The organism is Paenibacillus sp. 2RAB27 (assembly GCF_052115445.1).
Classification (GTDB): Bacteria; Bacillota; Bacilli; order Paenibacillales; family NBRC-103111; genus Paenibacillus_E.
Genome location: NZ_JBFRGR010000029.1, coordinates 1 through 17,159 on the forward strand (window position 1 = coordinate 1; position 17,159 = coordinate 17,159).

At 39.3% G+C, this 17,159-nt stretch carries 12 protein-coding genes; all 12 read left to right on the plus strand.

The features are described from left to right. A partial coding sequence (locus AB4114_RS27550; protein WP_441991331.1) for a beta strand repeat-containing protein occupies positions 1 to 2,675 on the plus strand: 2,675 nt, incomplete at its 5' end. A gap of 71 nt (positions 2,676 to 2,746) precedes the next feature. Continuing rightward, positions 2,747 to 4,798 (plus strand): S-layer homology domain-containing protein, encoded by a 2,052-nt coding sequence (locus AB4114_RS27555; protein ID WP_441991332.1) that lies wholly within the window; start codon positions 2,747 to 2,749, stop codon positions 4,796 to 4,798. A 520-nt stretch (positions 4,799 to 5,318) separates the two neighbouring features. Beyond that, complete coding sequence (locus AB4114_RS27560) at positions 5,319 to 6,089, plus strand: tyrosine-protein phosphatase (protein ID WP_441991333.1); 771 nt, start codon at positions 5,319 to 5,321, stop codon at positions 6,087 to 6,089. Between the two features lie 35 nt (positions 6,090 to 6,124). Further along, positions 6,125 to 8,521, plus strand: a complete 2,397-nt coding sequence (locus tag AB4114_RS27565; RefSeq protein ID WP_441991334.1) for an S-layer homology domain-containing protein — start codon at positions 6,125 to 6,127, stop codon at positions 8,519 to 8,521. 129 nt (positions 8,522 to 8,650) lie between these two features. After that, the gene (locus tag AB4114_RS27570) at positions 8,651 to 9,409 is read left to right on the plus strand and encodes a YveK family protein (protein ID WP_441991335.1); all 759 of its coding nucleotides are present in this window, start codon (positions 8,651 to 8,653) and stop codon (positions 9,407 to 9,409) included. Continuing rightward, positions 9,390 to 10,079 carry a CpsD/CapB family tyrosine-protein kinase gene (locus AB4114_RS27575; RefSeq protein ID WP_441991336.1) on the plus strand — a complete coding sequence of 230 codons (690 nt, stop codon included), beginning with the start codon at positions 9,390 to 9,392 and terminating at the stop codon, positions 10,077 to 10,079. Before AB4114_RS27570 ends, AB4114_RS27575 begins: the two co-directional genes overlap by 20 nt. 25 nt (positions 10,080 to 10,104) lie before the next feature. Then, the gene (locus AB4114_RS27580) at positions 10,105 to 11,925 is read left to right on the plus strand and encodes a polysaccharide biosynthesis protein (protein ID WP_441991337.1); all 1,821 of its coding nucleotides are present in this window, start codon (positions 10,105 to 10,107) and stop codon (positions 11,923 to 11,925) included. A 58-nt stretch (positions 11,926 to 11,983) separates the two neighbouring features. Continuing rightward, positions 11,984 to 12,649, plus strand: coding sequence for a sugar transferase (locus AB4114_RS27585; protein ID WP_441991338.1), 666 nt, complete (start codon positions 11,984 to 11,986; stop codon positions 12,647 to 12,649). Further along, the gene (locus AB4114_RS27590) at positions 12,631 to 13,728 is read left to right on the plus strand and encodes a glycosyltransferase family 4 protein (RefSeq protein WP_441991339.1); all 1,098 of its coding nucleotides are present in this window, start codon (positions 12,631 to 12,633) and stop codon (positions 13,726 to 13,728) included. Before AB4114_RS27585 ends, AB4114_RS27590 begins: the two co-directional genes overlap by 19 nt. Positions 13,729 to 13,748: 20 nt before the next feature. Then, on the plus strand, positions 13,749 to 14,870 hold the full coding sequence (locus tag AB4114_RS27595; RefSeq protein ID WP_441991340.1) for a glycosyltransferase family 1 protein: 1,122 nt from the start codon (positions 13,749 to 13,751) through the stop codon (positions 14,868 to 14,870). Continuing rightward, positions 14,870 to 15,985, plus strand: coding sequence for a glycosyltransferase family 4 protein (locus AB4114_RS27600; RefSeq protein ID WP_441991341.1), 1,116 nt, complete (start codon positions 14,870 to 14,872; stop codon positions 15,983 to 15,985). Before AB4114_RS27595 ends, AB4114_RS27600 begins: the two co-directional genes overlap by 1 nt. Next, the gene (locus AB4114_RS27605; RefSeq protein WP_441991342.1) at positions 15,979 to 17,121 is read left to right on the plus strand and encodes a glycosyltransferase family 1 protein; all 1,143 of its coding nucleotides are present in this window, start codon (positions 15,979 to 15,981) and stop codon (positions 17,119 to 17,121) included. Before AB4114_RS27600 ends, AB4114_RS27605 begins: the two co-directional genes overlap by 7 nt. The last annotated feature ends 38 nt before the right edge of the window (positions 17,122 to 17,159 follow it).

Here is a 17,159-nt window from a genome sequence, read left to right on the forward strand (position 1 = left end):
AGCCGACAGTGGGAGCAGGCGACCAGTTAGTGATCACGCTGAATGCACCGTCAAACGGCGGAGCAGTTGATCTGACGAAGATCAGCAGCAAGTTAGGAACAGGTGCGACATCCAGTTGGAGCAGCGACAAACTTCGTTTGACGATTACGCTAGGAACTGGAGCAACGATTACAACGGCGGATACGATCAGCATCGTGAGCGGCAACGGCATTCTGGACGCAGCGACAGGCATGCAAGAGCTGGCAGCACAGTCGAGCATTGCCATCGGAGGCAGCTTCGGCGTAGCCGTAGCGCCAATGGTGACGAGCATAACGGCGCTCAATGGCGACGGCAAGCCGACAGTAGGAGCAGGCGACCAGTTAGTGATCACGCTGAATGCACCGTCAAACGGCGGAGCAGTTGATCTGACGAAGATCAGCAGCAAGTTAGGAACAGGTGCGACATCCAGTTGGAGCAGCGACAAACTTAGTTTGACGATTACGCTAGGAACTGGAGCAACGATTACAACGGCCGATACGATTAGCATCGTGAGTGGCAACGGCATTTTGGACGCAGCGACAGGCACGCAAGAGCTGGCAGCACAATCGAGCATTGCCATCGGAGGCAGCTTCGGCGAAGCCGTAGCACCAAACTTAACTCTAATCTATGCTGTCAATTCAAATGGTAATGTTACAACGACAGGCGATAAACTAGTATTTGTATTCGACAGAGCTGTTGATCACAGTCACTTCGATGCGACGAAGATTGTAGTAGATGGCGGCGTTCGAACGCTTGCGACAGTAACCAGTTCTACGTATGCTTGGGATAGCACGAACACCGTATTGACGATAACTCTGGGTTCGTCGGCTACGATCCAAAATGGTGATACACTCTCGTTTGCTGCCGGTCACGGCATTAAGGATGCCACTGGACAAGTGGATCTGACGGTAGTAAGCGGAAGAGTCTTCCAAGGTAGTTTTGGCACAGCATCAATTCCGTCAGTACTCTCTGCAATTGCTTATGATGCGGATGGAACGACTGGTATCTATGGAGATAAGATCGTTGTCATGTTTGATCGGCCGACGAATACACCTGTGATTACATCAGAGATGCTGAGAGCAGTGTTAGTTACGGGAACTACAGTAACGGGATCTGTGTACACGCTAGGAGATTTCGCAACAGCTTCCTGGACAACACCGCAAACGTTAACGATTACTTTAGCCACTTATGGCGCGGTAAGCAGCGCCGTATATGCAAACTTAGCAATCGGTAATTCCTTGAATCTTAGCGGCCTTGGCATTAGAGATGTGACTGGAACAATACCTGCGGCAGACACAAACGCGGTGGTATTAGGTGGAACCTTTACTCCAGGTATTCTTCCTCGCTTCTTGTATGCCATAGCGATGAATGGTGGAGCTCCAGGCGCAGGTGCAGGAGATACAATTGCTCTTATTTTCAATACAGCAACTAATAAGCCGTCAATTGATCCTAGGGATATTAAAGTGAGCAACGGACACACATTCGGAACTGGTGCAACAGCTGGATGGAGCTCGGACGGAGTTACGTTGACGATCCATGTGACCAATGGCGCTACAATTCAAGTTGGAGATCAAATTGATCTGACTAATCTTGGTATTAAGGATAGTAATAACTTGGCATGGCTTACTGATCTAGTACAAACGCTAGATGGAACTTTCGGTCAAGCGTTGGCTCCAAGCGTGAATGCGGTGGTTGCTACTGACGCAGGAAACAACGATAGCGCTGGAACGGGAGACAAACTCACGATCACGTTTGCTTCAGATACGAACAAATCTGCAACAGTTAATGCATTGTCCAATATTCTAGGAACCGGAGCATCGGCAGTGTGGTCGCTCGATTCAAGAACACTAGTTATCACACTAGGAAGTAATCCACAGCTTCAAGATAACGGTACGATTACTCTTGACTCCCTAGGTATTATGGATGTAACCGGAACTGCTATGGTGACAGGCACATATCAAATTCAAGGCACATTTGGCCACATCGCGGCGCCAGTCGTTGTTAGCGCGATTGCAGCCAGTTATGACATTGCTCAGTCTGGTATAACTGTAGGCTCAACAATTACCATTACCTTCGATCAAGCGACGAACAAGTCTGGGACAATGGACAAAGCAGCTATTGACAGCATTGTGGGCTTGGGTGGCAAAGTAATAGGTGCTTATTATAACGGGGTTTGGTCAAATGGCGGCAAAGTCTTAACAATTACAGTTGTTAATCCAGCCGGATCCACATTGACTGTTGGTAATACTAATTTAACGATAAGTGGAATGAAAAACGCTCTTGGAAATTCCGCAGTAACGAATTCAAGTGTTGTGTTGGCCGGAAGCTTCGACGGCAGACAGTATGAGATTGCAGGGGGTACTCTTGTCCGTTCCTCTAGTAATGGCTTGATCACAGCCAATGTTACAATCAACAAGATAAACGATCATCCAGGCAATGAAGTGATTGTATTTGAGTTAATGAATGGTAATACGCCTGTTCAAATTACGACAGTTTCCGCAAATTTAACAGAAGCCATTCAATCTTTCGAACAGAAATTTTATGGTATATCAGGCGATCTTTCAAATTATTCTGTTACTGTGCATGTTTACGATAGCTTAGATAACAGTTTAACCGCAGTTCAAAAGCTTCTCGCCGAGTCAAAGGTTATACGGTAGTTCTGAACCGGGGAATTTGCGAAATACTTTCGCAAATTCCCTCTCATATTGCAAGGGAAGGATGAAATCAATTGAAATTTACCCAACGTGTTTTTAGTTTGTTTCTTACCTTGCTCCTAGTGTGCGCATTTACATTAACTTCAGCTGTCTTTGCTGTTGTCAATCTGCAAGCACAAACCGATAAATCCACCTATGCCCCAGGCGAGACAGTGAAAGTAACTGTAACGTCCCCTGCCCAATGGGATATTGTGATGAAAGTTATTGATGGTAATGGAAGTATTTTCCATACAGATGCCAAATCAGCCAAGTCAAATAGCACAGGTAACACAACGTTGACATTCACATTAGGAAGCTGGGTAGGACAATATACGATCGTTGTCGGCGGAAATGGGAATTCCACAAGTTCCATAACTGCTTCTCCTATGGTGATTAAAGTTGCTACTGTTGGTGGTGGTGGTGGTGGTGGCGGCTTTGGTGGTCCTGTGACTACGATTGACCCAGATCAAATCGTTAAAATCACGAATTCACTTAAATTAATCAATAATTCAAATGCATCGGACAAAGAGATACAAGAAGCGATTAACACCGCATCTGAACAATTAAATAAGATCTTAACAGAGCTAACCACGCTTACAGACCCGGATAAATCCAAGCAGGTCCTTCAGTCGATTCTCGATAATCTCACATTGATGGCTTCACTTTCTTCCAAAGTGAGTGCCGTAAATCAATCCATCGCATTGACGGAGAAAATTATACCGTTAGCTGGGTCTGTGAGAAAATTAACGAATGACCAAGGTCTTTCCGATGATTCAAAGCTGATGACGACCGTCATCGATTTGGTGAATTCAATTAATCAAAAAGCTGGAACCCTAGATTCCACGCAGTTTAAAATGAATACCAGCGGAAAAGAAACCAAGATCGTTGTAGATGCTGATGCTTTACAGAAACAAATTCAAAGTGCTGACCAAACGACAAATGCATTGTCAAATTTGCTGAATCAAAATCATTTCTCGGATTTGGCAAATAAATTGGAAAAGCAAGTGATTATTAATGTGTCTAAAGATACATCAGTTGGAGACATTACGAATGTTACGATTCCTTCTTCTGGTTTAAGTGATTTGAAGACGAAGAACGTAGACTTGGTTGTCAACGTCGATGGTGTCGTTTTAAAATTCAGCCCTGATTCCTTACCAGTTGTCGATTCCAATAAAGTAAAATCGATCGAAGTCAGAGTAAGTCAACCAACTGATTCTAAATCACTGCTAGATAAAAAACCGTCATTTGCAGATACGATAAATGTTCCTGTGAATGATTTGAATGTATCCTCCAAAAAGGATGACAATACCGAAACGCTGCTAAACAATCAGTTTGGTGATAAGATTGTCATCAGTATGTCGTTAAATGGAGTAGATAAGTCAAAAGTAGACGTTAATCAAATTGCACCACAGTATTTTAACCCTACGACAGGGAAATGGGAACTTGTTCCAGGTGGCAAATACAATGAAAAAACGAATTCCATTGAATTCAGTGTTAGTCACTTTAGTACGTATACATTGATGCAAATTAATAAATCGTTTGACGATGTACAGGGCCGTTGGTCGGAAACTTACGTTTCGCAAGCATTCGCCAAGGGGATTGTAACTGGCCGCAGTGATTCGTTATTTGATCCGACGGCAAACGTAACTCGTGCGGAATTTGCTGTCATGCTGTCTAATACGCTTGGCCTTACTACTAGTTCTTCTATTATGCCATTTAAAGATGTGGCAACAGATGCTTGGTATGCCAAAGAAGTTGCATCCGTTTATAAGGCCGGTTTCATTGACGGAGTTACTTCAGAGCAATTTGCGCCCAATGCAAAAATTACCCGTGAACAAATGGCCACAATGATCGGGCGCGCTTTGGAAAAAGTAAAAAATACGAAAACTGTGACTAATGCAGATTCATCAAAAATACTGACTTTGTTTAGTGACAGAAAAGAGATTTCAGAATGGGCAACCAATTATATGGCACTTAGTGTACGGGAAGGCTTATTGAGTGGAACCTCTGATACGACGTTATCTCCGTCCCAAGTGGCTTCTCGCGAGCAAGCGGCAAAAGTAATGTTGATATTATTTGAAAAATAAAAGCTGAAACTATAATCAGTACTTGATTTAATCCAGCATAAGGGAAGGCACCTACAACAGGTGCTTTTTTCCTTTTATTCACAATAAAGGGGGATGAATTTTATAAATCGTGGTTAGTTAATAGGTTGTGAGACATTTTCTAAATTTATGTAGTTTCATGTTGTATGATATAATTTACAGAAAATTCAACTATTAATATCGATAGCGGAAAATGTCGAAACTAAAAATATCATGTTTAAATTTGTCGAATTATATGAAAAAAAGAGACATTATAAACTTTTCTGGGATATTATAAAGAGATTAAGCCATAATTGAACATAAAATTCGGAACTATTACAAAGGTGAAAATTTGATTAATATTCCATAAAAATCGTGAATTTGGTACTTGATACCTAGTCCTTAAGGTAGGCAACACATCGTATATATGTTACACTCTCAGTAAGAGATTTGGGAGAAATATGGTTGAAAACCTGATTTTTTGTCGAAATTATATCGTTTGTTTACGTGATTGGGGTCTCCTATGATTGATATACATAGTCATATTCTTCCAGATTTAGATGATGGGGCATCTGATCTGGAGCAAGCCGTTCACATGGCAAGGGCAGCCGTGGAACAAGGAATACATACAGTAATTGCTACCCCCCATCATGAAAATGGTAGATTCACGAACGATGCAACTTTAGTTGTAGAGCAAGTGAAATTGTTTCAAGAGGAGCTCAATAACAGGAATATTTCTCTTCATATCCATCCAGGTCAAGAGATTCGCGTATATCTGGGATTAATTGACGATCTTGAAGCTGGGCGCACTACCACATTAGATGGCTCACGCTACTTGCTTATGGAATTCCMATCAGATCGAATACCTGCGGGAATAGATGAAGTCATGCACGAACTGCTGCTACTGGATATCGTGCCAATTATCGCACATCCGGAGCGTAATCGTCAGATTGCCCAGGATCCTACGAAGCTTCTTGAATTAGTGCAGCTTGGTGCCTTGAGTCAAGTAACGGCTCATTCCCTGCTCGGTCACTTCGGTAAATCCATTGAATCACTGTCATTTGATTTATGCAGGAACCACTTAGCACATTTTATTTCGTCAGACGCACACAACACGACAAATCGTGGGTTCGCACTTGCTGAAGGATATGAAGCTTTACGTACAGAGCTAGGGCAAGGAATTGTGAGTTCTTTTCAAAACAATGCCAACAGGATCATACATAATCTTTCCATCGAAACACAATCCCCTGTTTGGTCGAGACCGAAATGGTTTCAGTTTTGGAAATCCAAATAAAGCAAGACAACTAATTAAAAGAGGTGAATTTTAGCATGACGATGAAAAAGAAATTAACTGTTACAACTTTGGCAGCAAGCATCATGTTTGCATCCATTGCTGGACTTCCATTGAGTGAGCAAGGTCTAGCTAATAAACTGGGTATTACGGCAGGGGTTGCTTCTGCTGCTACGTCTTCCTTACAAGTTAAACTTGAAGGTTTGCGTGTTGAGCTAGCTAAGGATGATGATGGGCTTAAAGCAGTTAAGGCGACGAGAGATCTTGTTGCTGGTGCAGTTGCTAAAAATGAAATAACAACAGATGATATGAAAGTTTTACTTGGAAATGTCTGGTCAAAATTTAGCGATGTAGATGTAGATGTTAAAGCGATATTTGCGCTTATTAATGGCTTGGATTTATTCTACGATGAGTCTGGCGAAGCAATCAATGCATTGCTGAACGATTCGCATGTTAAACCAGCAATTGATGCTATTTTTACGAAAGTACCTGGTGGGAAAACTTTAACTAAAGCTGATGTGATAGCTTTCCAAGATGCTGCACTTCAAGCGATGGCTTCGGAACAAAACCAAAACGAGCTACTTGAAAGTGTAGGGAAAGTTTTCTTGCTCGGTGGTACCTCTCAAGATATCAAAGATACGTTGAGTACAATTGTTGACAATGACATTTTGACACAAAATTTACTAATTAGTAACTTTCTGAAATTTTACGAAATTTCACTTGGCGATCTTAATGCAGTTCAGAACCGAGTTGCGAATAAGATTGGCCCAACGGCCATTGCAGCAAGAACAGCAATCGAGTCTGCTGGTATCCGATACCTATTGGCAGAAGAATTGACACCAAGTGATTTGGATTCGAGCTCAGCAGTATACGAACCAAAACTTAGCGTGTTTAGCGTGTCTTTGAATCCATATCTAATCTGGAGTCAACAAAGTGGAACCAATGTGAAATTTGTTGGAGGTAAACTTGTACTTGATGGTGCTAATACAGGCAGCGGCGTACTACAAGCACGCGATTCCAAATTCGGCCTTCTACTTTACATCTCACCTAAGCTGACATTAACGAAAACATACGATGGCGACGGTAACACCGGAGGAAATACAGGTGGTAGCACTGGCGGTGTTCCTGCAGTTACTCCTGATCCAGGAACAGTGGATCTAGGCAATCTTGCCAAAGAACTCGTGGGCGCATCCGAAGAAAAGAAACAAGAGATTTTCCAAAAAGCACAAGAAGCAGTGAAAAATGCACTTCAAGAACTAGCGACGTTAGATCTGAGCAAGTCGATTAAGGTTGAAGGCGACACAGCTAAACCGACTCTTAATGTAACTGAACTTGCGGGCAAGATGAAAGAAATTGCTGAGAAAGCCAAAGTTTTAAATGATCAATTGAAACAATTGAATCCGAATGCACCAGTTGAGAAGATTCAACTTAAGCTTGATTTCGGTTCCATCACTGCCAAAACAACGGAAATTCCATTAGGTAAAGCCTTGTTGGATGCAGCAATTGCGAATGGTGTAAATACAGTAGCCATTTCCATGAATGGCCTTTCATTAGGCGTAAGTCCAACTGAGTTCGGAGCAGATACTTCACTTAAAGTGACGAATCAAGATACCAAAGTAGCAACAAGTGCAACACAATTGCCTGTAGCAGCTGGGGTATATGAATTTGAATTTACATCTGGCGGAACGAAAATTAGTAACTTCAATACACCTGTTGAAGTAACGATTCCAGTTCCTAACGGCAGCAAATTCGATACAGAGTTGTTATCCTTAGCCAAAATCGTAGATGGCAAATTAGAATTCTACGGCGGCAGCTATGAGAATGGCGTTCTGAATGCACTGCGTACAGGATTCTCTACGTATACAGTAGTTGAGAATAAAGTTGAATTCGGCGACACAGCTTCAGTAAAGGCTTGGGCTGGTAGACAAATTCAAGTTGCTGCATCCAAAGGAATCCTAGAAGGTCGCGCTGATCAATCTTTCGTACCGAACGGTCTAGTAACACGTGCAGAGTTCGCGAAAATGATCGTAAAAACGTTCTCCCTGGAAAGTGCAACAGCAACGGAAAACTTTACCGATGTGAATGATTCGGACTGGTTCAAAGTCTACGTGGCTTCCGCTGTTAAGAATGGCATTGTGAATGGTAAAGAAGCAGGGAAGTTTGATCCGAATGGCAACATTACTCGTGCTGAAATGGCAGTAATGTCATCTAGAGCACTCGCACTTAAAGGGATTTCTTTGAGCCCGGCTAAGGTAGACGAAGCACTTAAAGGATTCACAGATGTGAATGCAATTAGCTCATCTTTGAAATCTGGCGTTGCGCTTGCTGCAAGTGAAGGTATTGTCATTGGCGAGGAAGGCAATGTATTTAATCCCAATGCTAACTCTACTCGTGCTCAAGCCGCGGTTGTTATCTATCGATTGTTGAACAAATAGTAACCGTATATTTCAGGAGGAATCCTCATCTCTACCAGATAGAGGGGGATTCCTTATCTTTTCTAATAAAAATATGATGAGACCAACGACCAAGGCGAGACATGACATCATGTAGACGGAGGGAATGGCATGGAACTGGATTTAAAAGATTACTTGAAAATTATTAAGAAAAGGGTGTGGATGATACTTTCAATTGTTGTTCTGAGCACAGTAGCAACGGGGGTTATCAGCTATTTCTTTATGCAACCCATTTATCAGGCCTCAACCAAGTTAATTGTAAACAAATCAAATGATCAGGTAGGCGTATCCCAAGTTGATATCAATACAGTTAATTTAAATATTAGACTCATTGACACCTATAAAGAAATTATTCGTACCCCAAGAATCATGGATAAAGTCGTTGCCGAATACCCACATTTGAAAATGACTGCTGAGCAGCTCGTCAATACGGTCAAAGTGAGCTCAGTTAACAATACACAAGTTATGACGCTAATTGTACAAGATCCTTCGTACGCTCGCGCAGCAAGCATAGCTAATGCCGTGTCGATCGTATTTCAAGATGAAATCCCTAAGATTATGAAAGTCGATAATATTTCCTTGCTGAATGAGGCCAAAGATATTGAAAATCCTGTGCCTGTGAAGCCGAATAAAAAGCTAAATGTAGCTATTGCCTTCGTAGTGTCATTAATGATTGCGCTAGGAATTGCCTTCCTATTGGAATACTTGAACGATCAACTGACGACGGAAGAAGAGGTTGAACAATTCCTCGGGTTGCCAACTTTAGCTATGATCACGAAGATGAAGCCAGAAGATTTTCAAAATCATCATAGCAAACAAACGAACGAACAAGTCGTGGGAGGACGAACGGATGTCAAACTCAACCAATAAAAGACCTATTATCACACATCAGAATCCTAAATCTCCCATTTCTGAAGCCTACAGAGCACTAAGAACGAACATCCAATTCTCATCCATTGATGAGGAGCTGAGAGTTATTATGGTTACTTCGGCAGGACCTGGAGAGGGTAAATCAACCACGCTCATAAATTTAGCTGTTGCCTATGCGCAGACAGACAAGAAAGTATTGATCATCGATGGGGATCTCCGTAAACCGACCATGCATCATACCTTACATGTATCCAATCGATGGGGACTTACCAACCTGTTAACGAATCAATTAACCATCCGTGAAGTACTTCAAGACACGTTTATACCTAATTTGCAGATTATAACTTCGGGACCTATCCCACCAAATCCATCTGAAATTCTTGCTTCTAAGAAAATGATAAGCACAATTGAGGAATTGAAGCAGCGTTTTGATGTTATTCTTATCGATGCTCCTCCTGCTATTGCCGTAACCGACTCACAGATCATTGCTTCTCGTACGGATGGCGTAATCTTGGTTGTTAATTCAGATCGGACGAAGAGAGAAGCTGTACTCAAAGCGAAGCAAAACCTAGATAATGTGCGAGCAAGAATTCTTGGCGTTGTGCTGAACAATGTGGATCGTAAAAACAAGGATGCTTACTATTACTATTATTATGGAGAAAGTCAATAAGATCATTTACGAATGAGGGATTTCCGTGAAGTTAGGCAGCAAAAAGACAATACTCGTTTTGCTTGATATGGTTCTGATATGGATAAGCGTTGTGATCGCCTATTTGTTAAGGTTTGAATTGCATATTCCTGCTGCCTATATGAGACAGTGGATGGAATACTCAGCGATATCCATGGTTGTTGGATCAGCTTGTTTGATCTACTTCAAGATGTATAGACGCGTATGGGAATATGCGAGTATAGGCGAAGTCATATCGATTTTCAAAGCAGTGGTAGCTACCTGTACACTGTCTTATTTCATTATGATTTTGTTACATGAGCCCTGGGTTCCCTTCGCTGTCTACGTTCGAGTTATGGAGAATATGATCCTCATTATAGGCGCAAGCCGATTTATATGGCGAGTAGTTAGAGATAAATACAATAAGAAGCAATCCAGTCAACGGAAAGCTTTGATTATTGGGGCAGGAGACTGTGGAATCTTAATTGCGAAAGAATTGAAATATAATTCGAATTCTCCCGTATACCCTGTTGCCTTCGTTGATGATGATCCATCTAAATATAAGCACATCATTATGGGGGTGCCTGTCTTAGGAGACCGCAATGAAATTATTCGAATCGTCGAAACCAATGATATTGACGAAATTATTATTGCAATGCCATCTGTTTCCAAGCTAGAAGTATCCGAAATTATAACGATTTGCAAACATACCAAAGCCAAAATGAAGATCATTCCTAGAATTAATGATTTGATTGAAGGCAAAGTCACCATAAATGCAATTCGCGATGTGCAAGTAGAAGATCTACTTGGGCGTGACCCTATTAACATCGATCTAGATGGCATTGCCAATTATGTACAAGGTAAAGTCGTTCTAATCACCGGTGCTGGCGGATCCATCGGTTCCGAGTTGTGCAGACAAATTGCACCTTTTCATCCGAAAAAGTTAATTCTGTTAGGCCATGGTGAGAACAGTATTTATGTCATTGAGAAAGAAATACATAGGCTTTTTCCAACATTACACATAGAACCAGTGATTGCAGATGTTCAGGATTTGGAACGGATGAAGGAAGTTTTTCAAACGTTTCAGCCAAAAGTTATTTTCCATGCAGCTGCGCATAAACACGTTCCCCTCATGGAACGCAATCCAGCCGAGGCTATTAAGAATAACGTATTCGGCACTAGAAATGTTGCTGAATGTGCCCATCAATTTAACGCGGAGAGATTTGTTCTCATCTCTACAGATAAAGCCGTCAATCCCACAAGTATCATGGGAGCTACCAAACGGATTGCCGAACAAATCATTCAAAGCATGGATCTAGTTAGTCAAACCAAATTCGTAGCCGTGCGCTTTGGGAATGTACTCGGTAGTCGCGGTAGCGTGATCCCGCATTTCAAAGAACAGATCTCCTTAGGCGGACCTGTCACCGTCACGCATCCAGAAATGGTGCGCTATTTCATGACCATTCCTGAAGCTGTTCAGCTTGTTATCCAAGCGGGCGCCTTCGCAAAAGGCGGCGAGATCTTCGTCCTAGATATGGGAGAACCGGTCAAAATCGTTGATCTAGCCACTGACCTTATTCGTCTATCGGGCTTCGAGCCAGGAATCGACATGGAGATTCAATTCTCTGGCATCCGCCCTGGAGAAAAGTTGTACGAAGAGCTTCTTCTAAGCGAAGAAGGGCTTGGAAATACCACGCATGATCGGATTTTTGTGGGGAGTCCTTTGAAGATTAGTCAAAGTGATCTAGCTTTGAAGATTGTAAGATTAGAAAAAGTAATTGCTGATAAACATGGAACCGTCTATGAGGCTGTGAAGCATTTGGTGCCGAGTTTTAGTAATGTGGGTTAGAGGGATTTTGATAGTAAGTTTGATATTACAAACTTATTCATAAAGGAGTAGTTCTTTTATGTATTTGAAAGTTAAGAGACTAATTGATGTGCTTTTATCGCTTATTGGAATAATAATTTTATTGCCAGTTTTCTTTATATTAATAGTAGCAATAAAGATGGATTCAAGGGGTCCGGTACTATTTAAGCAAAAGCGAGTTGGAATAAACAAAAGTTACTTTAATATTTTAAAGTTCCGAACAATGAGAATGGATACTCCTAAAGATACTCCCACTCATTTACTTGAGAGGCCGGATCAATACATAACGAGAATGGGCAAATTCTTAAGAAAGACTTCGCTAGATGAAATTCCACAGATTTGGAATATATTTGTTGGACAGATGAGTATTATTGGTCCGAGACCAGCTTTGTGGAATCAATATGATTTGATTAAAGAGAGAGATAAGTTTGGTGCTAATGATATAATGCCAGGACTTACTGGTTGGGCGCAGATTAATGGTAGAGATGAGCTTGCAATTGAAGTAAAAGCGAAGTTGGACGGGGAGTATGTTGAGAGGATTAGCCTTTGGATGGATGTTAGGTGTTTCTTTGGGACAATCGTTAGTGTTCTAAAGAGTGACGGGGTTGTTGAAGGTGGAACTGGGGCTAAGAAGGAAGCTTCGAGTACTATGAGACAGCATCAAATAGATAGCAGGTGTAGACAAACGTGGGAAAGAGAATATTAATTTTATCAAATCATTTTATAACATTATATAACTTTAGAAAAGAACTTATTAATAAACTAATTCAAGATGGACATGAGGTATTTATTTCCATGCCAAAGGCTAATGAAAACAGATACTTTAGTGATATGGGCTGTGAAATTATCGAAACCCCAATAGATCGGAGAGGGATAAATCCGCTAACCGATTTTGGCCTCATTTTAAATTATATAAAAATAATGAAAAAAATAAATCCTGACATTATTTTCTCGTATACTATTAAACCTAATATTTATGGTTGTATAGCATCTAATTTCACGAAGAATAGACAGGTTAGTAATATAACAGGTACTGGGGCTACCTTTTTAAAGAAGAATTTTGTTAGTACAATTGCAAAGATGTTGTACAAGGTTTCTCTTAAACGATCATATTTGGTATTCTTTCAAAATAGTGGCGACAAGGAACTTTTTGTTGAGAACAAGATGATTAAGAACAATTATGCATTGCTTCCTGGTTCAGGTGTAAACTTAGAACAATATTCTGCGAGTGACTTGCCTTCCGACAAGGAAACGAATTTTATTTTTATAGGAAGAATCATGGAATTAAAAGGTATAGACCAGTATTTGGAGTGTGCCAAGATAATAAAAGGTAAACATCCTAATACAAATTTTTATGTCGCTGGCTTCATTGAAGAGGATAGTTATAAAGAAATCATTGATGATTATAATGAAAAAGGGATTATTAACTATATTGGATTTCAACAGAACATAAAATCATATATACAAAAAAGTCATTGTACGATTTTGCCATCTCATGGTGGAGAAGGAATACCTAATGTCCTTTTGGAATCTGCGGCTATGGGTAGAATTTGTATTGCATCGAATATTAACGGATCTAAAGATGTTGTTGATGACGGATTAACAGGTTACTTATTTGAGCCTGGTAATGCCGGTGATTTAATAAATAAAGTTGAGAAATATTTAGAAATAGATTTTGAAACTAAAGAGCAGATGGGTCTTGCTGGTAGAATAAAGGTGGAAAAGGAATTTGATAGGAAGATTGTGATAAAAGCTTATATTAACGAGATTAATAAATATTTATGAAATAATGAGGAGTAAAAGCAATGGCTAAACCGATTAGGATATTACATGTATTGGGAGGTTTAAACAGAGCTGGGGCTGAAACGATGGTTATAAATCTATATCGTTATATTGATCGAACAAAATTACAATTTGATTTTATCGTTCATACTAAAGATAAATGTGATTACGATGATGAAATAAGATCTCTAGGGGGTAGAATTTTTTCTATTCCGCGATATACAGGGAAGAACCACTTTCAATATACAAAAGCATGGAGTGTTTTTTTTAAACAATACCCTGAATATAAAATAGTTCATGGTCATGTTAGAAGCACAGCTTCGATTTACCTTAAAATAGCAAAAAAATATAATCTAACCACAATAGCACATAGTCATAGCACATCCTCTGGTACTGGATTATCAGCAATTGTGAAAGGTATATTGCAATATCCAATTAGATATACTGCTGATTATCTTTTAGCGTGTTCAAATCATGCGGGTACATGGTTATTTGGGAAAAAAGCTTGCAGAAAAGATAATTTTTTTATTATAAAGAATGCAATTGACACTAAAAAGTTTATTTATAATGAAGATATAAGAACAAAAAAAAGAAAAGACTTTCAATTTGAAGGTAAATTTGTAATTGGTCATATTGGCAGGTTTGATGTTTCAAAAAACCACGAGTTTTTGATTGATATTTTTGAAGCTGTTCATAAACGAAATAATAATGCAGTTTTAATGATGGTTGGAGATGGAGAACTGAGACAGTCAATTGAAAAAAAAGTTAATAATTTAAAATTAACTGATAGTGTAGTTTTTACTGGAGTCCGGTCAGATATTTCGGAATTATTACAGGCAATGGATGTATTTGTATTTCCATCTTTATATGAGGGATTGGGAATAGTTACTGTAGAGGCACAAGCTGCAGGTTTACATTGTGTTGTGGCGGACACAATTCCTAACGAGGCATTTTTAACAGATATTATTAAAGCAATTCCTTTAGGCTGTCATGCAGAGGACTGGTCTGATGCAATTCTAAGTAGTAACGGAAACAAGAAACAAGGGGAAATACATGAGAAAATAAAGTGTGCGGGTTATGATATTGCACAAAATGCAAAAAAAATGGAGGATTTTTACTTTGGAATAGTGGGGGGGGCATTGTAATGAAATTAGTATTTGTAACTGATAATGGATTTTCTGAAAAGGACGGTGTATATTATTTCAGTTCACCAAATTATACACATGTAAATCATTTGAAAAAGTATTTCGACGAGTTTGTTTTTATTGCAAGAAATGATAATTATGACAAATCATACTTTAAAATTGATGTTGCTTCTCCTGTATACCTATTCGGGAAATTTTCAGTACCTAAAATGATTAAAAAGCTAGGAGAAGTAATTGAAGACGCTGATGCTGTAATCTGTTATGGAATTAATGGGTATTTTGCCTATAAGGTAGCAAAGAGGAAAAATAAAATAATAATTACTTACAATGGTGGCGATGCTTATGATTTTCTAATTAGTAGAGGAACTATGAAAGGGCGAGTTGTTGCACCAATAGTTCGCTATTTAGAAAAAGAGAAGTTTCTCAATGCTGACTATGCACATTACTGTGATAGCTTTTTAGTTGACAAATATCCAACAAAAGGAGAAGTACTTGTCTGTTCTGGTGTTTCTATTGAAATTAATGAAAAAAATCTCGAAAATAGAATTTCCAGAATTAAAAACAAAACAAACAAAAAATTTGTTGTTGGATTGACTGGACACACTAGGAATAATCTAAAAGGAATCGGAACAGCAATTAAAGCTATAGGTGATTTGGATGAAAATTTCGAATTTCAAGTGGTTGGAAGAGGCGATCATGATCAATACGATGAATTGGCAGAATCATTAGGAATTGAAAATAGAGTTACATTCTTAGGCACATTAAAAGCTGGAGATGAAATATTTAATTGGCTAGATAGTATAGATATTTATATACAGCCTAGTCTAAGTGAAGGATTACCTAGAGCAACTATTGAAGCAATGTCGAGAGGTTGTCCAATTATATCTTCTAATGCTGGAGGTTTAACACACTTAATAGAAGATGAGTTCCGCATAAATTATGGGGACTATATGGCTTTGTCGAAGAAAATAAAACATTTTGCTAATGATCTTAATTTGATGGAATCGCAAGCGATTGTAAATTTTAGGAAATCGCGAGAGTTTGCTCCTGAAATACGGGATAAAAAATATGACGACTTTTACGGAAAGATTGTTGGGAGAGATAGTAATTGCTGAGAGTATTACATTGCGTCGCGGGTATGGGTCGAGGTGGAGTAGAAACTACACTCATGAATATTTTTAGGAATATTGACAGGGATTTGATTCAATTTGATTTCTTAGTTACATCTAAGGAAAAATGTGACTATGATGATGAAATTATAAGCCTTGGGGGAAGAATCCATTATGTCCCATCTAGAAAGCAAGGCATCATGAAAAGTCGCAAGGCACTAATTGAATTTTTTTCTGCTCACAAAGAGTATAAAATTGTACACCAACATGTAAGTTCATTAAGCAATATTCAAGCAATAATAGCTGCTAAAAGAGCAAGTGTGCCGGTTAGAATTATTCATAGTAGAAATACGCAGCAAAGTGGCAGTAAACTTCACAAATATCTTCATTTATGGAATCAAAGAAACATTGAATCGTATGCAACTGATTATTTTGCATGTTCTGGTCTTGCAGCAAAATGGCTTTATGGTGAGAAGCAATTTACAAAAGGAAACTATAAGATTATAAAAAATGGGATTCAAACTGATAAGTTTGTGTTCAATTCAGAAACGCGTGATCGCTTACGTAAAGAATTAGGAGTAGAACAAAAATTAGTAATTGGAAATGTCGGTCGTTTTAATCTTCAAAAAAATCACATGTTTTTACTTGACATCTTCAAGTCTGTTAATGATGCAAATCCTAATTCGTTATTGATTCTGATAGGAGATGGAGTACTTAGAGGTTCTATAGAAGATAAAATAAAAGAACTAGGGCTAAATGCAAATGTTATTCTAACTGGGGTTCGGTCGGATATTTCGGATTTATTACAAGCTATGGATATATTTGTTATGCCATCATTTTATGAGGGGCTTCCTGGAACAGTAATAGAGGCGCAGGGAGCAGGTTTACCCTGTTTAATCTCTGATACTATTACAAATGAAGTTCAAATCACAGATTTGGTACATTATGCTCCACTTGGAGATACTGCGGAAGAATGGCGAGACATTATTCTTAATATGACAGCTGATTTTCTTCGATGTGATACGCGATTAGAATTAGTGGAAGCTGGCTTTGATATGAAATCGATTGCTAAAGAATTACAGAAATTTTATATTGACAAATTCTATACCCTTTTATCTGAAACTGATGAACCAAATTCTTAACTTGAAATATTAATGTTGTAGAACTTTTTTTGTTTGCT